Annotated in this window: 18 protein-coding genes; 2 read left to right on the plus strand and 16 right to left on the minus strand. The window is 52.9% G+C overall.

Features of this window, described 5'->3' with window-relative positions:
- Nucleotides 1–47 precede the first annotated feature (47 nt).
- The 14 genes from fucP to cysK form a co-directional block, all read right to left on the minus strand.
- Nucleotides 48–1,376 (minus strand): L-fucose:H+ symporter permease, encoded by a 1,329-nt coding sequence (fucP, locus tag ACE419_RS07635; protein WP_432646913.1) that lies wholly within the window; start codon nucleotides 1,374–1,376, stop codon nucleotides 48–50.
- A 39-nt stretch (nucleotides 1,377–1,415) separates the two neighbouring features.
- Nucleotides 1,416–2,057: a deoxyribose-phosphate aldolase gene (gene deoC, locus ACE419_RS07640; RefSeq protein ID WP_435721565.1), complete on the minus strand. Its 642-nt coding sequence runs from the start codon at nucleotides 2,055–2,057 to the stop codon at nucleotides 1,416–1,418.
- 270 nt (nucleotides 2,058–2,327) lie between these two features.
- A complete protein-coding gene (locus ACE419_RS07645) occupies nucleotides 2,328–3,920 on the minus strand; it encodes a bifunctional metallophosphatase/5'-nucleotidase (RefSeq protein WP_435721567.1) in 1,593 nt (530 codons plus the stop codon).
- A 165-nt stretch (nucleotides 3,921–4,085) separates the two neighbouring features.
- Nucleotides 4,086–7,226, minus strand: a complete 3,141-nt coding sequence (locus tag ACE419_RS07650) for a pullulanase X25 domain-containing protein (RefSeq protein WP_435721569.1) — start codon at nucleotides 7,224–7,226, stop codon at nucleotides 4,086–4,088.
- 85 nt (nucleotides 7,227–7,311) lie between these two features.
- Nucleotides 7,312–8,700, minus strand: a complete 1,389-nt coding sequence (locus tag ACE419_RS07655; RefSeq protein ID WP_435721571.1) for an S-layer homology domain-containing protein — start codon at nucleotides 8,698–8,700, stop codon at nucleotides 7,312–7,314.
- Nucleotides 8,701–8,935: 235 nt separating this feature from the next.
- Nucleotides 8,936–9,712 (minus strand): HAD-IIB family hydrolase, encoded by a 777-nt coding sequence (locus tag ACE419_RS07660; RefSeq protein ID WP_435721572.1) that lies wholly within the window; start codon nucleotides 9,710–9,712, stop codon nucleotides 8,936–8,938.
- A 12-nt stretch (nucleotides 9,713–9,724) separates the two neighbouring features.
- Nucleotides 9,725–11,389: a glycoside hydrolase family 13 protein gene (locus tag ACE419_RS07665; RefSeq protein WP_435721574.1), complete on the minus strand. Its 1,665-nt coding sequence runs from the start codon at nucleotides 11,387–11,389 to the stop codon at nucleotides 9,725–9,727.
- Nucleotides 11,390–11,488: 99 nt separating this feature from the next.
- A complete protein-coding gene (locus tag ACE419_RS07670) occupies nucleotides 11,489–13,609 on the minus strand; it encodes an alpha-glucoside-specific PTS transporter subunit IIBC (protein ID WP_435721576.1) in 2,121 nt (706 codons plus the stop codon).
- A 290-nt stretch (nucleotides 13,610–13,899) separates the two neighbouring features.
- Nucleotides 13,900–14,694 carry a MurR/RpiR family transcriptional regulator gene (locus tag ACE419_RS07675; RefSeq protein WP_435721578.1) on the minus strand — a complete coding sequence of 265 codons (795 nt, stop codon included), beginning with the start codon at nucleotides 14,692–14,694 and terminating at the stop codon, nucleotides 13,900–13,902.
- A gap of 106 nt (nucleotides 14,695–14,800) precedes the next feature.
- Nucleotides 14,801–15,742, minus strand: a complete 942-nt coding sequence (locus tag ACE419_RS07680; protein ID WP_435721580.1) for an AEC family transporter — start codon at nucleotides 15,740–15,742, stop codon at nucleotides 14,801–14,803.
- 135 nt (nucleotides 15,743–15,877) lie between these two features.
- The gene (locus ACE419_RS07685; protein WP_435721582.1) at nucleotides 15,878–17,329 is read right to left on the minus strand and encodes a TrkH family potassium uptake protein; all 1,452 of its coding nucleotides are present in this window, start codon (nucleotides 17,327–17,329) and stop codon (nucleotides 15,878–15,880) included.
- A 30-nt stretch (nucleotides 17,330–17,359) separates the two neighbouring features.
- Nucleotides 17,360–18,838 carry a TrkH family potassium uptake protein gene (locus ACE419_RS07690; protein ID WP_432647430.1) on the minus strand — a complete coding sequence of 493 codons (1,479 nt, stop codon included), beginning with the start codon at nucleotides 18,836–18,838 and terminating at the stop codon, nucleotides 17,360–17,362.
- Nucleotides 18,839–18,857: 19 nt separating this feature from the next.
- Nucleotides 18,858–20,210, minus strand: a complete 1,353-nt coding sequence (trkA, locus tag ACE419_RS07695; RefSeq protein ID WP_432647431.1) for a Trk system potassium transporter TrkA — start codon at nucleotides 20,208–20,210, stop codon at nucleotides 18,858–18,860.
- Between the two features lie 166 nt (nucleotides 20,211–20,376).
- Nucleotides 20,377–21,309, minus strand: a complete 933-nt coding sequence (gene cysK / locus ACE419_RS07700) for a cysteine synthase A (protein ID WP_432647432.1) — start codon at nucleotides 21,307–21,309, stop codon at nucleotides 20,377–20,379.
- 222 nt (nucleotides 21,310–21,531) lie between these two features.
- Between cysK and ACE419_RS07705 the strand changes: the two genes are divergently transcribed.
- Nucleotides 21,532–21,978, plus strand: a complete 447-nt coding sequence (locus ACE419_RS07705; RefSeq protein WP_432647433.1) for an RrF2 family transcriptional regulator — start codon at nucleotides 21,532–21,534, stop codon at nucleotides 21,976–21,978.
- Between the two features lie 331 nt (nucleotides 21,979–22,309).
- Entirely contained in the window at nucleotides 22,310–22,543 is a 234-nt protein-coding gene (locus tag ACE419_RS07710; RefSeq protein WP_432647434.1) for a ferredoxin, read from the plus strand.
- Nucleotides 22,544–22,638: 95 nt separating this feature from the next.
- On the opposite strand, the gene ACE419_RS07715 is transcribed toward ACE419_RS07710, so the two are convergent.
- Together ACE419_RS07715 and ACE419_RS07720 are read right to left on the minus strand one after the other, a co-directional pair.
- A complete protein-coding gene (locus ACE419_RS07715) occupies nucleotides 22,639–24,090 on the minus strand; it encodes a glycoside hydrolase family 32 protein (RefSeq protein ID WP_435721584.1) in 1,452 nt (483 codons plus the stop codon).
- 71 nt (nucleotides 24,091–24,161) lie between these two features.
- The gene (locus ACE419_RS07720; RefSeq protein WP_435721586.1) at nucleotides 24,162–26,051 is read right to left on the minus strand and encodes a glucose PTS transporter subunit IIA; all 1,890 of its coding nucleotides are present in this window, start codon (nucleotides 26,049–26,051) and stop codon (nucleotides 24,162–24,164) included.
- Between the last annotated feature and the right edge of the window lie 70 nt (nucleotides 26,052–26,121).

A 26,121-nucleotide genomic window follows, 5' to 3' on the forward strand; every position in this document is an offset into this window, starting at 1 on the left:
ACCTCCTAAATAAACAAGATGCTTAAGAATCTAGAGAATAAAGAACATTAATGTTCTGCCGTAGGAATGGCATCTTCAACTTTTTCCGTGCGATACTTTTTAAAGAAATAGTAGCCGACATAAGCGAAGCAGAAGAAGTTAACGATGAACGAGAACTGCATCGAGCCAGACACATCGGAAACATATCCCTGGATGGCCGGAACAACAGCACCACCAATGATAGACATAACAAGGATTGCACCAGCCGTAGCCGTGTATTTTTTATCAACCGTCTTCAGCGTTTCGCCGTAAATCGTTGCCCAGCAGGGTCCCATAAGAATGCTGATTGCTACAGCGGCATATACTGCCGTGAAGCTCGGCATGAAGGATACATAAAGAACAAGCAGGCAGCCGATGATGGAATATGCGACAAGTACTTTATTCGTTGAGAAACGGGCAAGAAGGAAGTTTGCGATAAACTTACCAACGAAGAAGCATGCATAGCTGATTACCATGAAGTTCGCAGCCATACGTTCGTTAATGGAGGCATCCATCGTCAAAGCCAGACGGATGGTGAATGACCAAACAGCAACCTGCATACCGACATAGAGGAACTCGGCAAGAATGCCTTTTTTGAATTTTGTGTTGTCTGCAAGGTAATGCAACGTTTCGATGATGCCAGGATCTTTTTCTTTGGAATTCTCGGGAACCACAGGTTTGCATTTCGGATATTTTGTGAAAGCAAACAGGGCGAGAACAGCGAGAAGAACAACGATGAGAACACGGTAAGGTTCCAATGTATTCATCAGCATATCAAGGCGATAAGCATGTGCCTCTTCTGCCGTCATGCTGGCAATCTGTGCGGCCATACTCTGACCATCTTCGAAGATTAAATATTTACCAAGCAGAATACCTGCGGCAGCACCAATTGGATAGAACGTCTGGCTGATATTCAGGCGAAGCGTGGAATACTTTTCAGGGCCAAGCATCGTGCTGTACGTGTTCGATGCCGTTTCAAGGAAACCAAGACCAATTGCAATAGCGAAGACAGCTGCCAGGAACATCGTATACGTTGCCATATGAGATGCCGGGAAGAAAAGTGAGCAGCCTACGATATAGAAGATTAAGCCGCAGAGGATGGCGGTCTTATAAGTCGTTTTTTTGATGACCATTGATGCTGGAATGGAAATGAGGAAGTAGCCACCATAGAAAGCACTCTGTACCAAGGCACTGGCAAAGTCACTTAGATCAAAAACACTCTTGAACTGTGTAATCAAAACATCATTCAAGCTTGCTGCTGCTCCCCAAAGGGGGAACAGGCAGGAAAGAAGAATGAACTGGAAAATCGGGGTTTTGTTCAGATATCCGTTGTCGTACTGAATCCATTTTGAACTCATATCTCTTTCCTCCTATTTTCAGAGATAATGGCTGACGAATCAGCCCTGCATAATTTCTACACCATGGCTGGTGCCGATGCGGTTTGCGCCAGCGGCAATCATAGCTTCAGCTTCTTCTTTGTTTGCTACGCCGCCAGATGCCTTGACGCCCATATCCTTGCCAACGGCCTGACGCATGAGCTTAACATCTTCGACTTTTGCGCCCCATTTCGAGAAACCGGTCGAGGTCTTTACAAAGTCAGCGCCAGCCTTCTTAGCGATTTCGCAGGCTTTGACTTTTTCGTCGTCTGTCAGCAGGCAGGTCTCGATGATGACTTTCGTTACTTTGCCGTCAGCGGCCTCAACTACTGAACGAATGTCATTTTCTACATACTCATATTGTTCATCTTTCAGGAAGCCAATGGGAATAACCATGTCGACTTCATCGGCTCCGTCTGCAATAGCCTGCTTGGTTTCAAAGACTTTGACGGAAGTCGGCGTTGCACCTTCTGGGAAACCGATGACCGTTACAACGTTCACACCACTGTCAGCAAGTTCTTTATGAGCATAAGATACCCAAATCGGGCTGATGCATACAGAAGCGAAGTGATATTCCTTAGCTTCTTTCAGGATCTTGTCGATGTCCTTTTTCTGCGCGTCCGGTTTGAGATATGTGTGATCAATATACTTTGCAAGTTCCATTTTGTATACCTCCAGATTGTTTCTTATTTCTTCTGACAGTTCATATAATAGCACTACTTTGAACGAATGTAAATAATAAAATGAACAAAATTTTATAATAAGAAAAAATATCATCCATTACTCATTGAAAAATATTCCCCAGCATAGCCAAAATTTTTAAATGTACGGCTTATAAGGCCTCAGATTACCCGCACCAGATGTTTTCTTTATACAAAAAATGGAGAGAACCTCACCAACGAGTTTCTCTCCATTTTTACTTTTTATATATCATCATTTAAGGATGGTAATGCGGCCCTGCGGCGCAGCGTACTGGCTGCCGACCGTGCCGCCAAGTTCTTTGATGTAGTTGCGCACGGCGTCTGCATCGAGATAGTCGACGTCGTGTACCTGAACCTTTTCGGGATCCTGCATGACGTAGTAGGAGTCGCCGCCCGAGGTCAGGAAGTCGGGAACCGCGATGTTATACACCGCATTCGGGTCAAAGGCCCTGCCGCCCACGCTCTTGATCGTCACGCGAGTGCCCGGTTTGGCCGGCTGATAGTAGACGGAATGCGGATAGAGCTCACCTTTGACAAAGGGCTTCGCCGTATCAATTGTGTACTCGATACCGGCGACCTGCGGGAAGGCACCAAGTGCCGTCGGCGTCGTGCACGTAGCAGCCTCGAGGACCTCGAGAAGCGTCGAGCCCTTGAGCGTGACATACTGCAGATCATTGTGATACGGCAGGACGCGCAGGATATCGGCCTGCGTGACTGTCCCCTGCTTAATGCCCGCGCGGATGCTGCCGCCGTTCATGACAGCGCCGTCAATCGTGACATGGTCAAGGACCGTGGCCTGACGGACCTGCCAGAGATACGCATCGGCAATAAAGTCGCCGAGGTTCGTTTCCTCCGTGCGCACGCCCGGGTCACGCGAGCCATTGAGCTCGACAGACGTCGTACCGAGAGGTGTCGAAAGCTGCTTGTCGATATCAGCCTGTGCCTTGTCGACCATAGCCTTTACCTGGGCATCTTCCTTGTTGAAGCGGCCATAGGCATGCAGGTCTTCCTGCCATTTGCCGTCTTTGTACTGCACAACGCCGATGTTGGCGAGATGTGCGCCCGTCTCCGTCAGCAGCGTGCCGTTGACGTAAAGATTCTTGACCGTGTGGTCATGGCCGTCGATGAAGACATCGATACCTTTGACATTTTCGAGGACATCATTCGAGCGGTCGCCAGCGGCATCCGGCTCGCTGCCGAGATGGCCAATACCGACGATGAGGTCGCAGCCCGCTGCCTTAAGAGCGTCGACTTCCTTCTGTGCCGCCTTGTACATTTCCTCTTTCGAGAGGAACGTAAGGCCGCGCGTGCTCTTCGGATTGGCCGTCGTGATGGTCGACGGCGTCGTCAGGCCGAAGACGCCAATCTTGAGACTGCCCTTTTTGATGATGGTATGTGTTTTCGGCGTAAAGGACTTGCCCGTCGACTCGACGATGATGTTCGCCGACATGACGGGGAACTTCGCCTGCTTGATGCGCGCCAGCGTCACATCAGAGCCATAATCAAATTCGTGATTGCCGAGCGTCATGGCATCGTAGCCCACCGCATTCATGAAGTCGATGGCCGTCTTGCCCTTGCTGAAATTGACAAGGTTGTTGTCCTGAATGGCATCGCCGGCATCGACGAGCAGGACCTGATAGCCCTTGGCCTCATAATCTTTCTTGAGTGCCGCGACCGTCACCATGCCGTTGACGCCGTCGGCACGCTGGTCGTATCCATGCGTATCATTCGTATGCATGATGACGAGATGCGAAAAATCCGCCGCAAACGCCGTACTCCAGAGGCAGGTAAAGACGAGTGCCAGCACTGCCAGTATTTTCTTCATAGGCTTCCCCTTTCTTCGACAGCCATGGCTGTCAGACTGTTTTTTATCATTATATCAGGTTTTGTCGAGGTACGCATGACGCGCATAAAAATAACCCGCAGCGTCGGGGGACTGCTGCGGGTTTGAAAGGGAAAATAGAGAAATGAGGGATTTATGATGCCCGCTTCAGGCTTCCACGAGCATCATCCCCTGGTTCTCGCCAAGGTTCAGCGTAAGCTTACCGCCGCTGACGGTGACTTTCGTGCCGGTCAGCTCATCGGTAAAGACCGTGCCGTCGGCAAAGGAGACCGGCAGGACGACCTGCTGTGCCTTGCCGCGGTTGAGGGCGACAACACCGGATTTGCCGGAGTCGGCCGTGCGGCTGAAGGCGTAGATATCGCCCTCGGCTTTGAGTGTCTTGACATCGCCGCGCGCGAAGATATCCTTGTGCGCGTTGCGGACGCCGATGACCTTTTTATAGTAGGCAATGAGGTCTTTATCCTCCTTGCCCCACGGATACGTGCGGCGGCAGTCCGGGTCGGCGCTGCCGAACTGTCCGGCTTCATCGCCGTAGTAGATGGTCGGCATGCCCGGATAGCCCATGAGGAACGTCGCGGCGAGTTTGAGACGGGCCTTGCCGAGATTGTAATTGAAGTCTTTTTTCGTAGCCTGCGCGACATTTTCTGCGCCGCCGCCGAATTTATAGATGGCGCGGACCGTATCGTGGCTGTCGACGATATTCATGAGATCGTACAGAGCTTCCTTCGGATAGTTCTGGCGCAGAATCGTCAATTCATCGTCCGCAGCCTTGGCATCGCCCTTATCGAGGAAGAGGTCGCCGAGGGCAAATGAGAGCTTGTAGTTCATGACAGAGTCAAACGTATCGCCCGTGAAAAACTGCGAGCCGTCCTGCCAAATCTCGCCGAGCAGCAGCGGGTCGTCGCCATTCTTCGTCTTGATGGACTTGACTTCCTTACGTACATCGGCCCAGAATCCCGGCGGCACCTCCTTGGCGACATCAAGACGCCAGCCCGAAAGGCCCTCGTCAAACCACTTCATGATGACGCCTTTCTCGTTATTGCGGCCGTAGAGCAGATAGTCGCCGAGGTCCGACTTGACTGTGCCCTGCTCGGAGCCCGGATAATCGGCATCCTTGAACGGCACGAGGCTGTCATAGCCCTGCCAATCGTGATAAGCGTATTTCTTGCCCATCATATCCTGCGTCTTCTGGTTCTTGATTTCGAACCAGTTCTCCCAATGCCACGGGCTGAAGACCTGACCTTCGGCCTCGAGTTCTTTTTTCGCCTCGGCCTTGGCCTGCTCTTCCGTCAAATGCTTATCATTCATGAGGTCATAGATGCGGCTCCAATATTCATAAGCGCCGACCGTCTTGTATTTGCCATAGCGGTCGAAGTAGATGGAATCGTCGCCGACGTGGTTGTAAACACCGTCCATGATGAGGTGCATGCCGCGTTTCTGCATTTCCGCCGTGAGTTTCTCGAGATCCTTCGCCGTGCCGAGGAACGGGTCAATCGTGCCATAGTCGACGGCATCGTAGCGGTGATTCGAGCAGGCGTTGTAAATCGGGTTGACGTAAATGGCCGTGACGCCGAGGCCCTGCAGATAGTCGAGCTTCTTCGTGATGCCGGCGATATCGCCGCCGAAAAAGTCATTGCACTCCCATTTATCGCCATCGGCTGCCGGCGTCTTGCTGTAGTTGGCCGGCAGGGCATTCCATTTGCGGTGCTGGACCGGCTGGAAGCCGCGGGCATTTTTGCGCGCATAGTCGTTGCTCTTGTCGCCATCGAAGAAACGGTCCGGGAAAATCTGGTAGCAGACGGCATCTTTGGCCCAATCCGGCGTCTTGAAGTCCTTGCTGTAGACCGTCAGCTGGTACGGCTTGACGCCGCGCAGCTTGAGTTCGCCCGTATGGCCGGGCTTGGCGTCATCGCCGTATTCCTTCGTGTCGTTAAGCAGGAATTTGTAGCCGTAAAGGCCGTAAGTCTGCGGCGTGAACGTGACGGACCAGAAATCCTGTCCATCCTTCGTGGCGGTTTTTGTCATCGGATAAGATTCCACCGTACCGGCCGTGTAGTCCGGATTGTACTCATCGCCGCCGTTGGCCGTAATTTTGGCCCTGCAGACGACGAGTTTGGCATTCGTGACATCACCGGCGCCCGTCGCGAGCGAAAGTTTTACCGGCGTGCCCTCTTTGACGGCCTCAAACGGAGCGCGGTAAGCCGTGCTCCAGCTGTCGTGATAGACCTTATCCTCGCGGATGCTGCCATCATCGGCAATGAGCTTCTGGACTTTGCTGTCATAATAGAACGTGACATCGCCATCTTTCGACACATGAACGTTCTGCGTCAGGGCATCATGCCCCGGCATCGCAACCGTCACCGTGTAATCGCCCTTAGAGAGCGGAATCGTCTTCTGGAAGAAATTATCGAGCATCTGATCGCGCATCAGAGGGTCCTTGACGTCGCCGAAACTGCCCGAAAGGACCGGCAGCTGACTGTCCGCGAGGAAGTTGTAGTCCGTGCTGTTCGCGATGTGATGCGACTTATCATTATAATAGAAGGTAACTTCCTGTGCCTTCGGCAGCGTCAGCTGGACATTTGCACCGTCGAAGTTGCCGCCAAGGCCGTAATTCTCGGCCCAGCTGCCGTTGACGGAAATCTTGTAGTAATACGTGCCGGCCGGCAGATTCATCTTGTACGCGTAAAAATCATGACCAATGGCCTTCATGCGCGTCGTCTGGTCTGAAGGGTCCCAGTCCTTCTTGGCCCCGGCCTTCGACTGGACCGTGCCGGTCAGGACGATGCTGCGGCCGTCAGCGGCCAATGCCTTCTGCTCGGCATCTTTACCCTGATAATCGTAGGTGACAGCATGCGTCGCATCGTCATACGTGAACGTGACATCGTGATCCGCGAGCAGGCGCAGCGGGATATTCTTGCCGTTGGCCTCGCCATTTGCACCGTAATTGACGTCCCAGGAGCCGCCGACTGCGACTTTGAAATCGTAATTGCCCTTCGGCAGATGGCCCGTAAGGACATGATGCCCCGCACCGTCGGACTTCATGACGGTCTTGGCATCGGCAGGATCCCACTCTTTTGCAGCGCCAAGCTCATCCTGCAAAGAACCGACAAGCACCACATCCGTTTTCTGCACTGCTGCTGCCTTGACCGGTGCTGCTGCCTTTGTCTGAGCAGCCGCTTCCACCGTGCTGTAAAATACAGTGGACTGCGCAGGAACAAACGGCACCGTCAACAGTCCTAACGTCAATGACATGCCAATCGCACGCGCTAAAATCTTTTTCCGTTCCATATGAATAAGCCTCCATATAAAAGGAACGATAAACCGGAGGGTATGAACTCCGATTTATCGTTCTCATTAAGCTGTCAGGGAAATATCAGAAATGGAAATCCATCTGCGTGCGGACGAGCGTACGTTTATTGTTGGAATTCGAAATTTGCTGCTGTTTCGAGAAAAGCGTCTCCCATTCAACATTCTGCCATGGTACGTACTTAACACCGAGAATCCAGCCCTTGCTGCCGGCACTGCCATTGTAGAACAGCGACGACCACTCATCATCACCGGCAATCGTACCATTCGTACCATAACGGTACCAACGAGCATATGTCTGATAAGAGCCTGGCTTCTGCAAATCCGTATTACGATAATTCAAGCGCAGGAACAAGCTGTTGTTCTGATAATCTGCATTGGTTTTTACATAATCCGTAATGAAGCGAACGTCTTTGCAAAGATCTGCCCAACCACTGAGTACATAGGCTTTGTCATAATTAACGGTCTGATCTCCCCAAGATACCAGGTGTGTCGTATCCTTTTCGTATACATCGCCTTTATTCTTAGAATTTTGTGCATAAGCAAGATTAATGCCTGCACTATGGCCCACATTGCCCCAAGTACCAACGCCGTACCAGCTTTCATGATTGCCGGCACCTGTAGAACTAAACCAGAAGCCGCTGGCCGTCAGGCCCGTATTTTTTAAAGGAACACCAAACTGGAATCCATCCGATTCCGTGCCGAACAGAACATTCTGCTGTCCCAAGCCACGCCATGCACGACCAACACTGATCCAAGATCCAGAATGTGAATTATATCCTTCAACCCAAATACGCTGAATGTCACCGTCATGACCGGACCAACGCTTTGCACGGCCCGCATCTTTGCCATCCGTTGCCCATGAACCAGATTCATTCTCATGATCATGGCCACCATTATAGAAAGAATTTTTCTCGAGCTGGAATTTTGCTTTCCAATTGTCATTAACCTTATAAGAACCATTGAGATTCATATAGAAGCGGTTATTATCTTTATTCAGCTCGCTGCCATTCTGTACTGGATGATTATACTTGTCATGGTCATACTGAACACGAATAAAGCCGTTGAGTTCCATCTTACCAGCTATACCATTCTTTAAGTCATTGATATCTTTGGTATTCTGGCTGACCTGTTTTTTCAGCGTATCAATTTCACCTGCATACTCACCTTCGAGTTTTTCGAGGACGGTCTGATCGCCGTAGTTCAAATTCGTCTTCTGCATGGCTTTGGCGACGATCGAGGCCATTTCATAACGCGTCATGGTGCGGCCGCCCTGGAAGGTGCTATCCCCCATACCTTCGATGACGCCCTCTTTGGCGAGATAGTCAAGTGCCTGATAGGACCAGTGGTCCTTCGGGACATCCGTAAAGCTGTCCGCCGTAGCAGCAAAAGCGGTGCTGGACATTCCGACTGTCAGACCAGCGAGAATGGCAAGAGCTTTCTTGTTGATTTTCATGTGATAGACTTCCTTTCCCTCTAAAGATTCGGAATATTCATCTTTATAAGAGTGAGAGCCCCCGATCTATCCTTGTTCCGATGCGAAGGTCTCATCCAATAAATTCAAAAAGGATTGTAAGCGGCCTCGTTGTGATAGAGTTGAGGCCGTTTGCAAAAAATCATCTGCCTGTATGGTATCTATGTTGTCAGGCAAAGGGGAAATTTATAACACGCAAAATGCGCGAGGGGCTGATTTAAATGTTGGCGAGCAGCATGGCACCGACGCTTTCGTAGGAAGCGCGGGCCTCTGCCTTGATGGCGTCACGGGCTGTATCTACTGTGTACCCGTTGAAGGCCTGAATCATCGGCAGATCGTTGACTTCATCGCCAATCGCGAAGATTTCGGCATCCTGCCAGCCCATAAGTGATAGGGTATGGGTGATGGCCTGTTCTTTGCTGATCTCCTTCGGCGTGATATCGACGGCGCAGCGGTTCGGATAAGCGTGAACCACATCCCCGAACTTCGCATTGACTTCGTCGCTCGCGGCGAAGGCATCCTCAGGATTCGTGAAGCCGAGGGCAAATTGGTGGATGGTCTGCGGCAGATGGTCAACATCGCTCTCTTCAATGCGGACAATCGGAAAATCCCACTGTTTCGCTTCGCGGATGACCCAGGTACCTTCTGACGCATGGCAGAGATACGTGCGGTCCGCAGCGGACAGGGCAAAATGGAAGGACTTGCGCACCTTCGGCAGCTTGGTGAGTTCGGCGAGCATCTTCGGGGCGATTTCCGCTTCCCAAAGGACCTTGCCCTCAGCTGTGCAGATGATGCCGCCATTATTGCAGGCCAGATAATCGTAGCCAACGCCATAATGCTGGAGCTGCGGCACCAGCATGCCATGGTCGCGGCCCGAGACCACCCCAAATTTATGTCCGGCCTCACGCCATTTTTTGATTGCCTCCGCATCACTTTTCGCGATTACATCCTGACGGAAGAGTGTTCCATCATAATCACTAGCGGCTACTTTCATCTCGGATCCTCCTTATTTGGCATAGACAACGGCTTCCGCCGGTCTGAGCGTTCCTTGTTTCGAGTCCTCGTAATTGCCAAGTACATGCTTGGCTCCTTCGAGGCATGCTGCATCGTATGTTACAGATTCATTCGTGAAATTGACGATGGTATAAACGGTATGTTCGCCGAGCACGCGCTTGAAAGCGTATACGTGTTCATCTTCGTGCAGGATTTCTTCATAACGGCCCTGCAGCAGGATGTCAGAATACTCGCTTTCCGTGCGCAGGCGGTTCATCATGCGGTAATAGCTGAGAACAGACGTGCCGTCTTCGCTTTCCGCCTCTACACAGCAGCGGTCAAAATCCTTGTGCACCGGCAGCCACGGCGTGCCCGTCGTGAACCCTGCATTCGTATCATGCGTCCACTGCATCGGCGTGCGCGCGTTGTCGCGGCTCTGGAACTGTACGGCCTTCAAGGCTTCTTCCGGCGACAGGCCTTCCTTGATGGCGTATTCATACTGCCCGTGCGTCGAGATATCATTGTAATCCTCGATTCTTGGGAAAGCCACGTTCGTCATGCCGATTTCTTCGCCTTCATAGACAAACGGCGTGCCGCGCAGCGTAAAGAGGATGGTCGCGAGTGCCTTGGCCGCGGTTTTCGGGTCCGTTCCTTCCGGGAAATAGCGGTGCATCGAACGGTTCTGGTCGTGATTCTCAAAGAAGATCGGATACCAGCCTTCCTTGGCTGTCGCCTGCTGGCTGGCCGTCAGGGCCGATTTGAGCTGCCCGAGTTTCCACGGGAAGCGTTTGCACCAGATCTCGCCTTCCGGATAGGAAAGTTCGAGATGGCTGAACTCAAAGAGCATCGAGAACACGCCATTTTCGCCGACCCACTGCGGCAGCTCCTCCGGGCTGACGCCATTGGCCTCGCCGACCGTGAAGATATCGTGGCCGTCGAAGACTTCGCGGCGGAACTCATGCAGAAAATCGAGAATGCCCGGCGTATTGGCCGTCATCTCGTGGATGCCCGAAAGGCCATCCGCGCCGTCAACAGGTCCATCCTTGAATTCCGGCTTCTTGATGTAGACGATGGCATCAATGCGGAAACCGCCGACACCCTTGTCGAGCCAGAAGTTGGCGGCATCGAACAGGGCTTTGCGGACTTCCGGATTCTCCCAATTGAGGTCCGGCTGCGCCTCGGCGAACGTGTGCAGATAGTACTGCTGGCGTTCTTCGCACCATTTCCACGCCGAACCGCCGAAAATCGCGCGCCAGTTGGTCGGGGCCGAACCGTCCGGCTTGGCATCGCGCCAAATGTACCAGTCGGCCTTGGGATTCGTGCGGTCCTTCTTGGATTCGAGGAACCACGGATGCTGGTCGGAGCTGTGGTTAAACACGAGGTCCATGACAATGCGGATATTGCGTTTCTTGGCCTCGGCGATGAGTTCTTCCATATCCTCCATCGTGCCGTACGACGGGTCGATACCGCAGTAGTCCGAGATATCGTAGCCATTGTCGACCATTGGGGATGGATAGACCGGCGTGAGCCAGATGGCTCCGGTGCCGAGGGATTTTAAATAATCAAGATGGCTCGTGACGCCCGGGATATCCCCGACGCCCGTCCCCGTCGTATCCTGAAAGCTTTTCGGATAGATCTGATAGACGATGGATTTCTGCCACCATTTCAATTCTTTCATATAATAAGTACTCCTTTCTTCCGAATATCATCCTATCATAAAAAGCAAGGGTGGAGTGTGGAGTTCTCCACGCTCCACCCTCTTTTTATGAATGACACATCAGAAGGAGATGATCGGGGTTTCGTTGACTACAACTTCGCCATCAGCAGCTTTCTTCATCTGCGGATAGTCGGCGCTGTTCGTGACGGCCAGGATGATCGTATCCTTGTAGCCGGCAGCCTTGATGGCATCGCGGCTGAAGCCGATGAGTTCGTCGCCAGCCTTGACTTTTGCACCCTGTTTTGTCAGGCAGCGGAAGCCCTTGCCGCCCATCTTGACCGTATCGAGGCCAATATGGATGAGGATTTCAGCGCCGTTCGTCAGGCGCAGGCCGATGGCATGATAGGAACCTTCCATGATCATGGTGACTTCGCCGTCTGCCGGAGCTACGACCATTTCCGTCGTCGGCTCGATGGCAACGCCATCACCCATCATCTTCTGGGAGAATACATCATCCGGAACTTCCGTCATGTCGATGAGTTTGCCGGAAGCAAAGGCATTGAGCTTCATCGAAAGATCCGTCTTGACGGGTTCACTCGGGTTGGCAGCAGCTTTCGCTTCTACCGGAACATCGGCGATATCGCCTTTAAGGAGAGCATCGAAGTAGCTGCGGACATTCGGCACAGAGAGGCCGACGATGACCTGGATGGCATGGCCGTTCTTAACAAGGCCAAAGGCACCGGCCTTCGTGAACTTGCTGGCTGCAGCGACTTTATCAGGATCTGCGACCGTGACGCGCAGACGCGTTGCACAGTTCGTGACTTCTTTGATGTTGGACGGGCCGCCGAGGTTATCGAGGAAGACCTGAGCTTTGAGGGCTTCCGGATTATTGGCAAGACCTTTCTTTTCCATTTCTTTCTTGGCCTTGTACTCGGCTTTCGTGAAGAGCTTATCCTCTTCATCGTCATCCGTGCGGCCCGGCGTCTTATAGTCGTTCTTGAGAATGAGATAACGGAATACGAAGAAGTAAATTGCGGTGAAGCAGAGGCCTACGACAATCTGCATGATGTAGGTGCCTGCATGATATTTGAAGAGTGGAATCCAGTTCTGGACGAAGCAGTCGATGAGGCCGCCGCCAAAGTTACCGGAAAGACCGAAGAAGTACAGCGTTGCGGAAAGCGTAGCTGCGAGAACGGCATGCACTGCGTAAAGGAGCGGTGCGACAAAGAGGAACGTGAATTCGATTGGTTCGGTGATGCCGCAGAGAACGGCCGTGACCGTTGCCGGAATCAGGAGCGTTGCGACCTTTTTGCGTTTCTCCGGCTTTGCGCACATATACATGGCAAGAGCAGCACCAGGAAGACCGAAGACCTTAGACATACCGTGGAGGGCGAAGCCGCCTTCCGGGAACATTTCTTTCAGCGAATGAGCGCTCGTGGCAAAATCATTGAGGTGCTGGAGCCAGTAAGCCTGGATACCGCCATCGCAGACAGCCGGACCAAAGATGAACGGCAGATAGATGAAGTGATGCAGACCAGCCGGCAGGAGGATACGTTCGGAGAACGTGTAGCACCAGACACCGACGATGCCGCTTGTTTTCAGGAAGAACTGGAACTGTTCAATTGCATGCTGGACAGCCGGCCAAACAAAGCAGAAGAGCAGTGCCATCGGGATCATGACGGCGAAGCCAACGGCGACGACGAAAGCAGGTCCCTTGAAAATACCGAGCCAATCAGGAATCTCGGTATCGTAGAAGTGGTTGTGCAGCCACGAGGAGCAGCAGGCGATGAAGATAGCACCGAGCATGCCCATATCGAGGGTCTTGATGTTCGCGATCATCGCGAGGCCCGTGCCGGCACCAGCGGCCTGGCTGTAGTCAACTCCGAAGAAGCTGCCGTGCAGCGTCAGGAAACCGGAGATGAAGTAGTTGAAGCACATGTAGATGACGAAGGATTCCATTGCGCAGCGCGCCGGTTCCTTCTTTGCGAAGCCGATTGGCACCGCAATGGCAAAGAGGATTGGCATCTGGGCGAATACCGTCCAGGCACCCTGTTCTACGACAAACCAGAAATCATACCAGACGGTGCCTTTATCTGCGATGCTGCCGAGAAGCATGGTGTTCTTGCAGACAATCGAGATGGCGACCGTGAGACCGAAGAATGCGAACAGAATGACCGGCGTGTACATTGCGCCGCCAAACCGCTGCAATTCCTGCATGACGCGATCTTTCTTGATCGACATGTTCATTCCCCCTAAATCTTCATTACCCTTACATATAATAACGTTTGAAAACCCTGCCGCCTCGATTCGTTTCTTATCGATTTGGCTTGTCATCCAGAGGGAGGATTGCAATCCCCCGATCCATCTCTCTGGATTCCCTGTGACTAAAGAATACTAAAAAAAGCCCGCGAACGCAATAGTTTCGCGGGTTTCAGGCACATTGCCCCTGTCGTGTACCATGGTACATTTCGCGTATTTTGATACATGCAAGGCATGGCAAGGGTTCAAGGGCTTTTATTGTTTCTATTCGTTTATATTGTTGATTGAATGTTTTTCTGTTTCAGGCGATGCACGTACATGCGGTATCTGACATACCAGACTTCGATGAGCATGAAGTACGGCATCATGGACTTAAACGAAATATGTTTGCCGTCATCGGCATCGTAGAGCTGGAACTCGGCTGGCGATATGTATAGATTGACCGTCGAAAGGCTTGCCAGCGTGTTGTCGTGCAGCTTTGTGATGGAAATCAGCGGGATGTCACGAAGCTGGAGCTCGCGTGCGACCTCGACGACGGTCGGCGTTTCGCCCGACAGGGAAATCACGATGAAAATATCATCCTTCGTCGCCGTCTCGAGGGCCGAATAGAATTCTTCACGTGCCGGAATCTCGCAGATGAAAACGTGGTCGTAGAAAAACAGGCGCTTTAGCTCCTGCAGGACATTGGCCTGCACGTATCCCGAAGCAAAGGCAAAGACGCGGTTGGCCTCATGCATGAGACGGCTCGCACTGTCGAAATTGCGCTTGAATATTTTTTCACCGGTTTTCAGATAAAACGTTTTGAGGTCTTCCACAACATCGGTATTGTAATGCGGCTGTTCCGGCTCCTCCATCTTGAGTACGGCTTTTAGCTCGCCAAAACCGTCAAGACCGAGTTTCTGCGCAAAGCGCACAATCGTCGTGCTCGAGACACAGCAGGCCTTCGCGAGTTCATGAATGGAAATATGGCGCGCAGCATCCCTGTGCTGCAGGATGTATTTCCAGATGACCATGTCCGTATCATTGAGATCCTGACGATGGGTGTTGATGAGTTCATCAAGTCGCATGCTCTATTCCCCCTAAGAGTACTTTCTTATTTCCCTATTCCCTAAATGATACCATCTGCAGGGAAAGCCGACAAGGTGTTCGCCTAGAGATATTTTTTGAAGGCAATCAGAACATGCCGAGTGTCTTCAGCACAAAGACCCAGCCAAAAATCGTGAAGCACGAAAGCCCCGTCGTATAGACGACACAGTTGCCGGCAAGATCCGCATCGCTGCCCATCTGCTGGGCCATGGCAAAGCCGGCGACGGCACACGGCGTCGCAAAAATCGCCATGAGCGTCACGAGCTCGATGCCGCGGAAGCCGAGGAAAATTGCGAGGCTCAGCATGATGGCCGGCACGATGAGGAGGCGGCCGCAGATACAGCCAATGAGCTGCGGCAGATGCTCATGGTACGTACCAGCCTTGAACGAAGCACCGAGGATAATCAGGGCAATCGGCGTCGTTGCCGCGGCAATCTGGCTGATTGGCTTCAGGATGACCTTGGGCAGAGGAATACCGAGCAGCAGGAGCGCGAAACCGAGAATAGCACCGAGAATCATCGGATTCTTAAGCACATTCCTGAGAATGCCCCAAACGTCAAAATGACCGCCGCGGAACGTCTCGAGAATAAAAACGGAAATGATATTGTACATCGGCACAATGATGGCAATCATCATCGTCGGAATGGCCAGCTGGTCGTCGCCGAAGATGTTGCTGATGATTGGAATGCCCATGATGACAAAGTTGCTGCGGAAAATGGCCTGAATCATCGCCCCGCGGCGTTTATTCGACTTTTCAATCAGGCAAATGACGATGCCACCGATAATGGCCGACGCGAGGACGCCGAGGGCACCGAATAAAATCAGATGCGGCTTAAACGTCTCGGCAATATCCGTGGTGTAGATGTTGTAAAACATCATGAAGAAGAAGAAAATCTTAAAGACCATGCGGTTGACGTGCGCGAGTTCCAGCTCCGTCAATAATTTCATCTTTTTGACAGCTACACCAATGAGCATCAGGAAGAACAAAGGAATGACCGCACCAATCGCCACGATCAAATTGCTTATCATAGGATTCCCAGCTTTCTTTCAATAAATAAATCCAATACTTAATTCATCCATAAAACAGAGTTATGGTTTCAGTATAACACAAAAGGGAGCATCTGTGTAAAATGTCACAGATGCTCCCTTTGCATATGAAAATTCTTACCAGCGATGGCGAAGTTTCCAGAATTCAGGGCTCAGCATGACGAGCAAAGTGAAGAGCTCGAGGCGGCCTAAGAGCATTTCCACGCAGAGAATGCTCTTCGTGAAGTCCGACAGCCCCGCAAAGGTGCAGGTCGCGCCCGCAATGCCAAAGGCCGGACCGACGTTGCCGAGTGCCGTAACGCTGATGCCGATGGCGTCAAATGCCTCGATGCCGTCAAAAGTCAAAAGCAGCGCCCATAAGACAATGCAGAAGATGTAAAGAAAGAAGAACTGTCCGACGCGCAGCAGAATATCGTTTCCTACTTCTACGCCGTTCATGCGCGCGCGGATGACGCGGCGCGGGCTGAGCTTTTGATGCACGACGGCCCAGGCACTCTTCACGAGCAGCACGACGCGCGAAATTTTGACGCCGCTGGCCGTCGACCCTGCACAGCCGCCGCCAATCATCAGCATCATCAAGATGCCCTTTGAAAAAGCCGGCCACTGGTCAAAATCAGCCGAGACAAAGCCCGTGGTCGACAAAGAGCCCACCTGGAAACTCGCATAGCGGAAGGCCTCAGAGGGCGTCATGCCCATTGCAGCGACAAGATTCCAGGTGATAAAAAGCATCGCTGCCGCGAGGATGCCGAGATACGCCTTGAACTCCGTATTGCGCCAAAGAACGTGCGGCCCCTTCTTCCAGACGCGGTAGTAAAGGCCGAAGTTGCCGCCCGCAAGAATCATGAAAAAAGTCATCCAGCTCTCGAGAGCCGGATTGTCAAAATGCATGGCATTGTCATCATAGAGCGAGAATCCCCCCGTGCCGAGCGTGCTCATAGCATGCGCGATGGCATCGAGGAATGTGAGCCCGCAGCCCAGATAGATGATGCAGGCCGCCGTCGTGAAGACCATGTACATGACAAAAAGAGAGCGCGTCATCTCGCGCAGGCGCGGCAGCACGCGGTCACGCGTCGGCCCCGTCGTCTCCGCGTTGTACATGTAAATCGTGCTCTGGCCGGCCTGCGGCAGCAGCGCGATGAAAATGACGATAATGCCGAGTCCGCCGAACCAATGTGTCATCATGCGCCAAAACAAAATGCTGAAAGGCTGCGACTCGATGCTCGTCATAACCGTCGCACCCGTACCCGTAAAGCCCGAAATACTCTCGAAAAGGCCGTCAAGAAAGCCGAGCGAACCGCTCAAAAGATACGGCAGCATGCCTAAAAAAGTCGCGAGCATCCAGCCAAGCCCCGTGATGGCCGCACCCTCGCGCATCGTCAGCTGCTCATTTCCCGACCTGCCCTGTACGCGCAGCGCTGCGCCGATGAGCACGCAAATGAGGATGGACACGGCAAAAGCCGGTGCACTTGCCTCCTGACCGTAAACAGCCATCAAAAAAGGAATCATCAGGATGACAGCTTCTGCTGAAACAAGCCGTCCGAGTACATAATAGATGATATTCCAGTTCACGCTGTCACCCCCCTTATCCGTAAAATACGCTTACCAATGCCGTCCCAGCGAGCGGATGCCGCCATCGAGCAGCACAAAGAATGAAAAAATCTCAATGCGGCCGATGATCATGATGAACGAGCAGAAAAGCTCGAGCCAGGCAGGCGCCGCAGAGAAATCCGCTATGCCGAAGAGGTCCGCCGTCGAACCCGCGCTCGTCAGGCAGCCTGCGGCCACGCCCATGGCCTGCATGAGACTCATGCCCGCCAGCGAGATGACCAGGGAAGACACGATGAACAGGCTCATGAACAGAAAAAAGAACGTCAGGATGCGCCCGACAATTTTCATCGGCACGGGCAGTCCATCGATCTTGATGCTCACGACCATGTGCGGGTGCAGGGTATGGCGCACTTCCGTCACGGCCATGCGCATGAGCACCAGAAGCCTCATGGCCTTGAGGCCGCCGCCCGCCGAACCGATACAGCCGCCGACAAAGACGAGTGCAAAGAGCAGCAGGCGCGAAAAATCCGGCCAGTCCCAGCACGGCGCCGAGACAAAGCCGCTGGTCGACAAAAAGGACATGGTCTGAAAAAAGCCGTAGCGCAGACTGTCTGAAATATTGTAAACACCAGTACGGCAGAGGTTCCAGGCAATGAGGCCGCCGCTTGCTAAGAGCAGCGCCGTATAAGCCTGCAGCTCCGTATCGCGGAGCATCAGGCGAAAACTCAGCCTGTCCCAGGCCTTCCAGCAAAGCAGGGGATTGAGGCCAGCCATGAACATCGAAATGCCCGCAGCCAGTTCCAGATTGGGACTGTCGTAGGCCACAAAGGCCGTCGTCTCAGCCGAACCGCTTGAAGATAGCGTCACCATGGCCCGCGTCAGCGCCGAAAACGGCTCCAGCCCGGCCAAAAGATACAGGAAGAACGACAGGGCCGTCAGACTCGCGTAAACGCCAAAGCCCTGCCGCGCCGATTCTGCCATCTTGTGCCAGACAGGACTGAAAAAAATACTTTGCCGCGCCGAGAGCGTCAGGCCAAAGCAGCCGCTGACCTGCGGCAGCACGGTGGAAAGGATGATGATGAAATTGAGACCGCCCAGCCAGTTCATGATGCTGTGCCAGAGAATCATGCTTGGCAGCATATCTGGCCGCGCATAATCAAGGCACGAAAGCCCCGTCGTCGTGATGGCGGCCGCGCTTTCAAAAAAAGCATCGACGGGATGGGGCAAAATACCCGACAGCACATACGGCATCATGCCCAGCATGGAAAGCAGCGGCCAGACCAGCACCATGAAAAGGGCACCTTCCCAGACATTGATTTGTCTTTTATGGTCGCGGCCCAGCCAGATAAAGCCAAGTCCCAGCATCATGGACAGGACAGCCGGCACCAGATAAATCCAGTATTTCCCTTCCTGCCCGAGCAGGCTGTCAGCCATGGGCGCAAACATAGAGAGCCCGATGATTTCGGACACGCCGCCCATGAGCAGCCAGAAGATATCGAGCTGCCGACTGCTCTGCCTCAACTTCAACATGGACTCTTCCTCCGCCTTCTCATTCTTTGCCCTTAAAATACTTCATGACCTTTTTCGAAAACTGTGTCTGGATAAAGAGAATCGTACGGTCCCCAGGCTGCAGGACCGTAGAACCATTTGGAATGACGGCTTCGCCATCGCGCACATAGGCGCAGACGAGACATTCGCGCGGCAGCTTGGCCGCCATCAAAGGCTTGCCCGCCACGGGTGCGCCTTCCTGCACAATGACTTCGACGGCCTCGGCCTTCGCGCCTTCGAGCAGCGAGACCGAAACGACGCCGCCGCGTCTGGCAAAGGCCAGGACCTCACTTGCAGACAGCAGGCGTGCCGACAGAACGATATCGACGCCGACTTTCTCCATGAGCTCGACGTATTCATTGCGCGCAACGCGCACGACGGTCTTGGTCTTATTATGCGACATATGGCGGGCCAAGAGAGCCAGCATCAGATTGAGCTTATCATCCTCTGTCAGGCAGACGACGACATCGGCCTCAGCCACGCCCTCTTCCGTCAAAAGGTCGATATCCGTGCCGTCCCCGCAGATGGCAATGCCGTCGACGAGTTTATCGGCCATGAGGCGGCAGCGGTCCGGATCTTTATCGATGACCTTGACGCGCACGCCCTGCTTTTCGAGCATCGGCGCCAGAGCGCGGCCGGCTCTCCCCGCCCCGATGATGATGACGCGGTGCAGTTTGCGCGCATCGCGCTGCACGAAGGTCTGACTGAATTTCTCGATTTCCTCCGGAATGCCGATGAAATACGCATTGTCATGCGGCAGCAGGCAGTCATCGCCGTGCGGGATGATCATGCGGTGATCGCGAAAAATCATGCCCGCGAGCACGCCCTTCGGGAAATCAATATCCTTGAAGGGAATGCCAGCCAGCGGCGATGAACGCCGGACCTTCGTCTCGAACAGGCGGATCTTGCCATGGGCAAAATCTTCGACATCGAGTGCGGCCGGCGTCATGAGAATGCGGTTGATTTCATTGGCCGTAATGAGCTCCGGATTGAGCATGAGGTCGATATCAAAATTTTCCTTGAGATAATCCTTTGCTTCACTCATGAACTGCATATCGCGGATGCGCGCAATTGTGTGCTTGATGCCGTGTTTTTTCGCAAGGATGCAGGCCACCATGTTGACTTCATCACTGGCCGTCACGGCAATCAGGATATCCGAGCCGCGAATGTCAGGATCATTCATCGTGATAGGGCTTGCACCGTTGGCAAAGATAGTCAGTACATCGAGGGTATTCTTGACTGCCTCAAGCTGGCTTTCATCGTGGTCGATGACAGTCACATCAAACTGTTCCTTAGAAAGCAGCGAAGCAATGCTGTACCCGAGCTTGCCGGCTCCTACTACAACGATACGCAAGTTGACGACCTCCCCTGTCCGGACTTTTCTATCGTAAAAAAATAAGACGTTTTTGCTGTTATTATACCATCTCTGCTATTTGCAAACAAATCCGGACACAGAAAACGGGCAGGAACCTGATAGCTCCTGCCCGAAATTGTGTGATTTAAGAGGGATCTGTCTTTGCTTATTCTGCGAAAAGCTCCGTGGAGAGGTAACGGTCGCCCGTATCCGGCAGCAGAGCAACGATGTTCTTGCCTGCAAATTCCGGACGTTTTGCGAGCTCGATGGCTGCCGAAAGGGCAGCACCGGAAGAAATGCCGATGAGCACGCCCTCGACGTGCGAGAACTGACGGCCATACTTGAAGGCATCTTCATTGGCAACAGCGATGACCTCATCGTAAACCTTCGTATCGAGCGTTTCCGGCACAAAGCCTGCGCCGATGCCCTGAATCTTATGCGGGCCAGCCTGTCCTTTCGAGAGGACCGGGCTCGTTGCCGGCTCAACAGCGACAACATGGATGTCCTTGTTCTGCTTCTTGAGGTAGTGGCCAACGCCCGACAGCGTGCCGCCCGTGCCAACACCGGCGATGAAAGCATCTACTTTGCCGTCGAGGTCGTTGTAAATTTCCGGGCCCGTCGTTGCTTCATGGGCAGCCGGGTTAGCCGGGTTGTTGAACTGCTCCGGAATGAACGAGTTCGGCGTGACTTTGGCGAGCTCCTCTGCCTTGGCAATGGCACCCTTCATGCCTTTGGAGCCGTCCGTAAGGACAATCTTGGCACCGTAAGCCTTCAGGAGGTTGCGGCGCTCCACACTCATCGTCTCCGGCATCGTCAGGATGGCCTTGTAGCCGCGTGCAGCTGCGACGCTGGCAAGACCGATGCCCGTGTTGCCGGAAGTCGGCTCGATGATCGTAGCACCCGGTTTGAGCTTGCCATCTTTCTCAGCCTGCTCAATCATGGCCTTGGCAATGCGGTCCTTGACGGAACCAGCCGGATTGAAATACTCCAGCTTGACGTAGATGTTTGCCTTAAGGTCGTTGGCCTTGATGAAATTATTGGCCTTCAGAAGCGGCGTGCCGCCAATCAGTTCCGTAACGCTGTTGTAAACTTTAGCCATGGTGAATACCTCCATTTATCTTCTTGTTATCTTCTTGCTTAAACGCTTAATTGAAAACATATATGATTAATATGTTTATATATTAGCACAGGCTATCCGGCTTGTCAATAGCAATTCTGCGGGGATTGACTTTTTCCTCTATTTTTACTATGATATATACTATAGTATACTAGAATGACATATCGTTTTGGTATGAATATTTGTAGAAACGAGGGAATATAGATGAAGATTTCTGCCAAGGGCCGTTACGGCCTTGCTGCCATGACCTATCTTGCCCGCAATTATGCTGCAGATACGCCTATCACCATTGTCAATATCTCGAAGAAACTCGGCATTTCGAAGATCTATCTGGAACAGGTCTTTTCCTTATTAAAGAGAGCTCAGCTCGTCACTTCCATAAAAGGAAGCCAGGGAGGCTATCAGCTGGCCCGCGCGCCGCGCAGCATCACGACCTATGACATTCTTGCGTCCATCGAGCTGTCACTCATGGAAAAAACAGCCCCGGCTGCTCAGGAAAAGATGCCGGAACTCGACCGCGCACTGGCTTCCTGCGTTTTTGACCCGCTCGATAAGGCCATCCAGCAGACACTTGCCTCCGTATCGCTCGATGATATCCTCACGGCCATCGACAAGGAGAAGTCAACGGAAAGCCTCATGTACTTTATCTGACCTCTCTAAGCAAATAAATCCAGCAAAAGAACGGCAGAACGTCGATGATTTCCTCGTTCTGCCGTATCTTTTGCGCAAAAATATGCATGTTCCGCCATTATTTATATAGAAAACGTTATCTTAATGGGATTAATTCCACAAAATCATGGAATTTCCATAAATTAGACGTAAAATGCAGGTTAACATCAATTCCAATCTGTAGTATAATAACCGTAAGTTGTGAAGGATACGCCCCTATCCCTCTCATCGCTTACAACAGCCCGCAAGTTTTCAATGCATGATATTTGAATTTCTCAAAGTCATGCCGTCGGTTTTGTTGGAGGTGTTTCCCATGATGATCGACAACATTCGCGTTATCATCGAACAGGGTCCCTTCTCCGCGGAAGACGCGCAGTATTATATCGAACGTATCAAAGCTACTACGAAGTTCACATTGAAAAAAATTACATTTACACGTTCCGATACTTATCTGGATATCCGCTATTCCTTTGCAGAGATTCCATTTGAGCGCATCCGCCGAGTGCCATTGGCGGCCCCACCAGAAAAACGTGCTGTGAATAACTGATTGTATGTTATATATCGGTTTACAGAAAAGCCCCGAAGCAGATTATCTGTTTCGGGGCTTTTTTGCTGTCTATTCCTTTTGGCAGATTTCAGGGATTAGGGATTAAAGCGGAAAGAGTCGAGCTCCCAAACGCGGCCCGTAACGGTCTCGAGCGGGGCATCTGCCGTCACCCGGAGTTCCGGACGGATATTCTTCTCAGGGAAGACGAGGAAGCTGGCCGCTTCTTCACCATGCTGGAAGAATGCCTCGACGGCTGCACGGTCGACAAAAAGCTGCAGAGAAAGCACGCGGTCGACAAACATCTTGAAGCGGCGCACGCCGCGGCCGCCATTTTTCATGCCCGTGCGGTCAATCGTCATGACCTGGGTCGTATGGTCATAGGAGAACACCGTCTTCTCAAGGCCATAAACAAGAGTCAGTTCCACTTTTTTTGCCTTGCCGAGTGTGATGTCCATGAGAACTTCCGAGCCATCGAAGAGACGGGTCGACAGTTTGTCTTCCATATCGCTGTCAATATCGAGGGCCGTGTCCTCGATGCGCAGTGCCTTGAGCTCGGCAGCCGGCCGCGAGAAGATATGGCCCTGACGGAGCGTCAGCACGCGCGGCATCGTCAGGCTGTACATCCAGCCCTTTTCACGCGTCGGATACTCATCATCCCTGTCGGGCATGCCCATCCAGCCGAGCAGAATATGGCGCCCCTCGTGCTGGAAAACCTGCGATGCATAAAAATCGAAGCCATGGTCGAGTTCCTGGAATTTCGTATGCTGCATCATATCCATGCTGTCAAGCGACAGATGGCCTGCAATATAGCCGGCCTGATAGAGATTCTGACGGTCAAACTCGCGTGCCTCAAGGCCCTGCGGGCAAAAAATCAGGGCATCGTAGCTGCCGAAATGGAGCATATTCGGGCATTCCCACATATAACCGAAATCGCCGAGGCGCGTATGGAGCTCACCGAGATTCTGCCAGCCATCCTTGCCTTCTTTATAGATGAGGACCGTGCCGCGCGGCTTCTCACCGTCCGCCTGTGCGCCGATGACAAAATAGCGCCTGCCATGACGATGAAAGAGATACGGATCGCGGAAATGGCCCGTGATACCCTCCGGACTGTCGGGAATCACGATTTCGTCTTTGCGTACCGAGCCATCTTCCTGCAGCGTGCCAAGGCGCTGCGCCGGCGTGCGGACGCCGTCATTTTTGGCATTGCAGGTATAAAAGACGCGTACTTTGCCCTTCTCCGCAAAGCCGCAGCCCGAATAACAGCCATCTTTATCGTGCTCATCGCTCGGCCAAAGCGAAAGTTCCGGCAGTGAATAATGTACGAAATCACGCGTGCGGACGTGGGCCCAGCATTTGTTCTTATGCTCACAGCCCAGCGGATTCCACTGGAAAAAAATATGATATTCACCATCCGCATAAGTCAGACCGTTTGGGTCATTGATGAGGCCAAACGGCATCTCAAGATGAAAGCGATTGTGCCAGCGGTCCGTAAACGGCAGGCCTGCTGCGACTTTACTGTCGATGGCCTTTTTATCAAAATGTTCCATGACGATTCCCCTCTTTACTATTACTTATAAGGAAAGAAAAAGGGCTGCCGTAAAGGCAGCCCGTACGTTTCTTACGCTTCGTCTTCTTTTTCCGGGTTAAACAGCGTGAACGTCAGAGCAAACGCTACGGCAAAACCAACTACATTGACGAGGATGTACTGCGGCAGATGGTCGAGGTACAAAAGCGTACCTGGAAGAACCGTGATGCCCATGCCCGTACCGGCGAGATGCAGGAAACCGGCAATGCCGCCTGCGCAGGCGCCGCCGACCAGTGCATAGAGGAACGGCTTCATGAGACGCAGATTGATACCGAAGATAACAGGCTCCGTGATGCCGAGGAAAGCCGGCACGATGGAAGAAACGTAGAGAGCGCGTTTCTTTTTGTTCTTCGTGCGGGCAGCGACAGCAGCTGCGGCACCGCCCTGGGCAATGATGGCGCCCGTGATGATGGCATTGAACGGGTCGACGCCGGTCGTGGCGAGCAGCTGGACTTCAAGGGCATTGAAGACATGATGGACACCGAAGACGACGATGACCTGATGAATGCCGCCGACGACGAAACCGCCGATGCCGTACGGCATAGCGAGAAACGCCTGAACAGCGCCGAAGACAGCGAGTTCAATCCAGTGCATGATCGGGCCGACGATGAGCAGGCCGAGGATCATGGAGATAAAGAGCGTCAGGAACGGCGTAACGATGAGGTCGATGACATCCGGGATGAAAGTCTTGAGCCATTTCTGCAGCTTCGCGGCAAAGATGCCGAGGACAAGCGCCGGCAGAACAGAACCCTGATAGCCGACGACCGGCACTTCAATGCCGAGGAAATTCATCATGATTGGCTGGGCTTCACCAGCGGCAATCGCATAAGCATTTGGCAGCTGCGGGGCGACGAGCATGAGGCCGAGGACAATGCCGATGACCGGCGTGCCGCCAAAGCGCTTTGTCGTGGACCAGCAGACAAGGGCTGGCAGGAAGGCAAAGGCCGTATCCGTGAGAATCTGGCTCATGCGCAGGACGTTGTCACTGAACTGGACGCCCATGCTCAGGCAGGCGCCGCGCAGGCCCATGAAAAGACCGGTAGCAACGAGAACCGGGATGATCGGCACGAAGACATCGCCGAGCGTGCGGGAAATCTTCTGGGCCATCGACATCTGCGCATAGGCCTCAGCCTTGTTGTTGCTGGCGCCGGCAAGATCCGTGCCGGCCGTGAAAGCATCGTAGACCTTGTCTACAAAGCCCGTGCCGAGAATGATCTGGTACTGGGCTGCTGCAAAGAACTGGCCTTTGACGCCATCGATATTCTCGATTGCTTTTTCGTTCAGTTTGGACTTATCGTTGATGATGAGGCGCAGGCGCGTTGCACAGTGCTCAGCGCTGCGGACATTGTCACGGCCGCCGACATATTTCCAGATGAGCTTGGCTACGCGCTCTTCCTTCGGCAGATTGCTGTAATCTTCCTCAGGTTCAGATGCAGCTTCTGCAGAAGCAGACGGGGCCTCGTCCTTCGTCTCTTCCGGCTCGGCCGTGACCGTCGTGATTTCCTGGTCGCCAAGGGCTACCGTGATTTTGTCGTAGTCAAAGGCATTCGTCACGAGGACCGGCGTCGTCGTGTCATATCCCTCTGCCTTGATGGCTTCCGGGTCAAACTCTAAAAGGAGCTGCCCTTTCTTGACCGCATCGCCCTGCGCGATCTTGGCATCAAAATGCTTGCCGCCGAGGTTGACCGTGTCAATGCCGACGTGAATCAGAATATCGGCACCGTCGTCTGCATGAATGCCAATGGCATGCTTCGTGCCAAAAAGTACCGTGACGGTACCATCGACCGGCGAATAAACCTTGCCGTCCGGATTCTTGACAGCCGCGCCTTTTCCCATTGCGCCGCTGGCAAAAGCCGGATCCTTGACATCTTTCAATTCGATGAGCTGTCCGTTGAGCGGACTGTCCAAGCGAATTTCTTTCATGAAGATTTCCCCCTTTTCTTTTTTCCTCTCGCTTCCGTGTGATTCTTCTTTATGAGACCGTTTTCATACT

The sequence above is a fragment of the Mitsuokella apri genome (assembly GCF_047974105.1).
Lineage (GTDB): Bacteria > Bacillota > Negativicutes > Selenomonadales > Selenomonadaceae > Mitsuokella.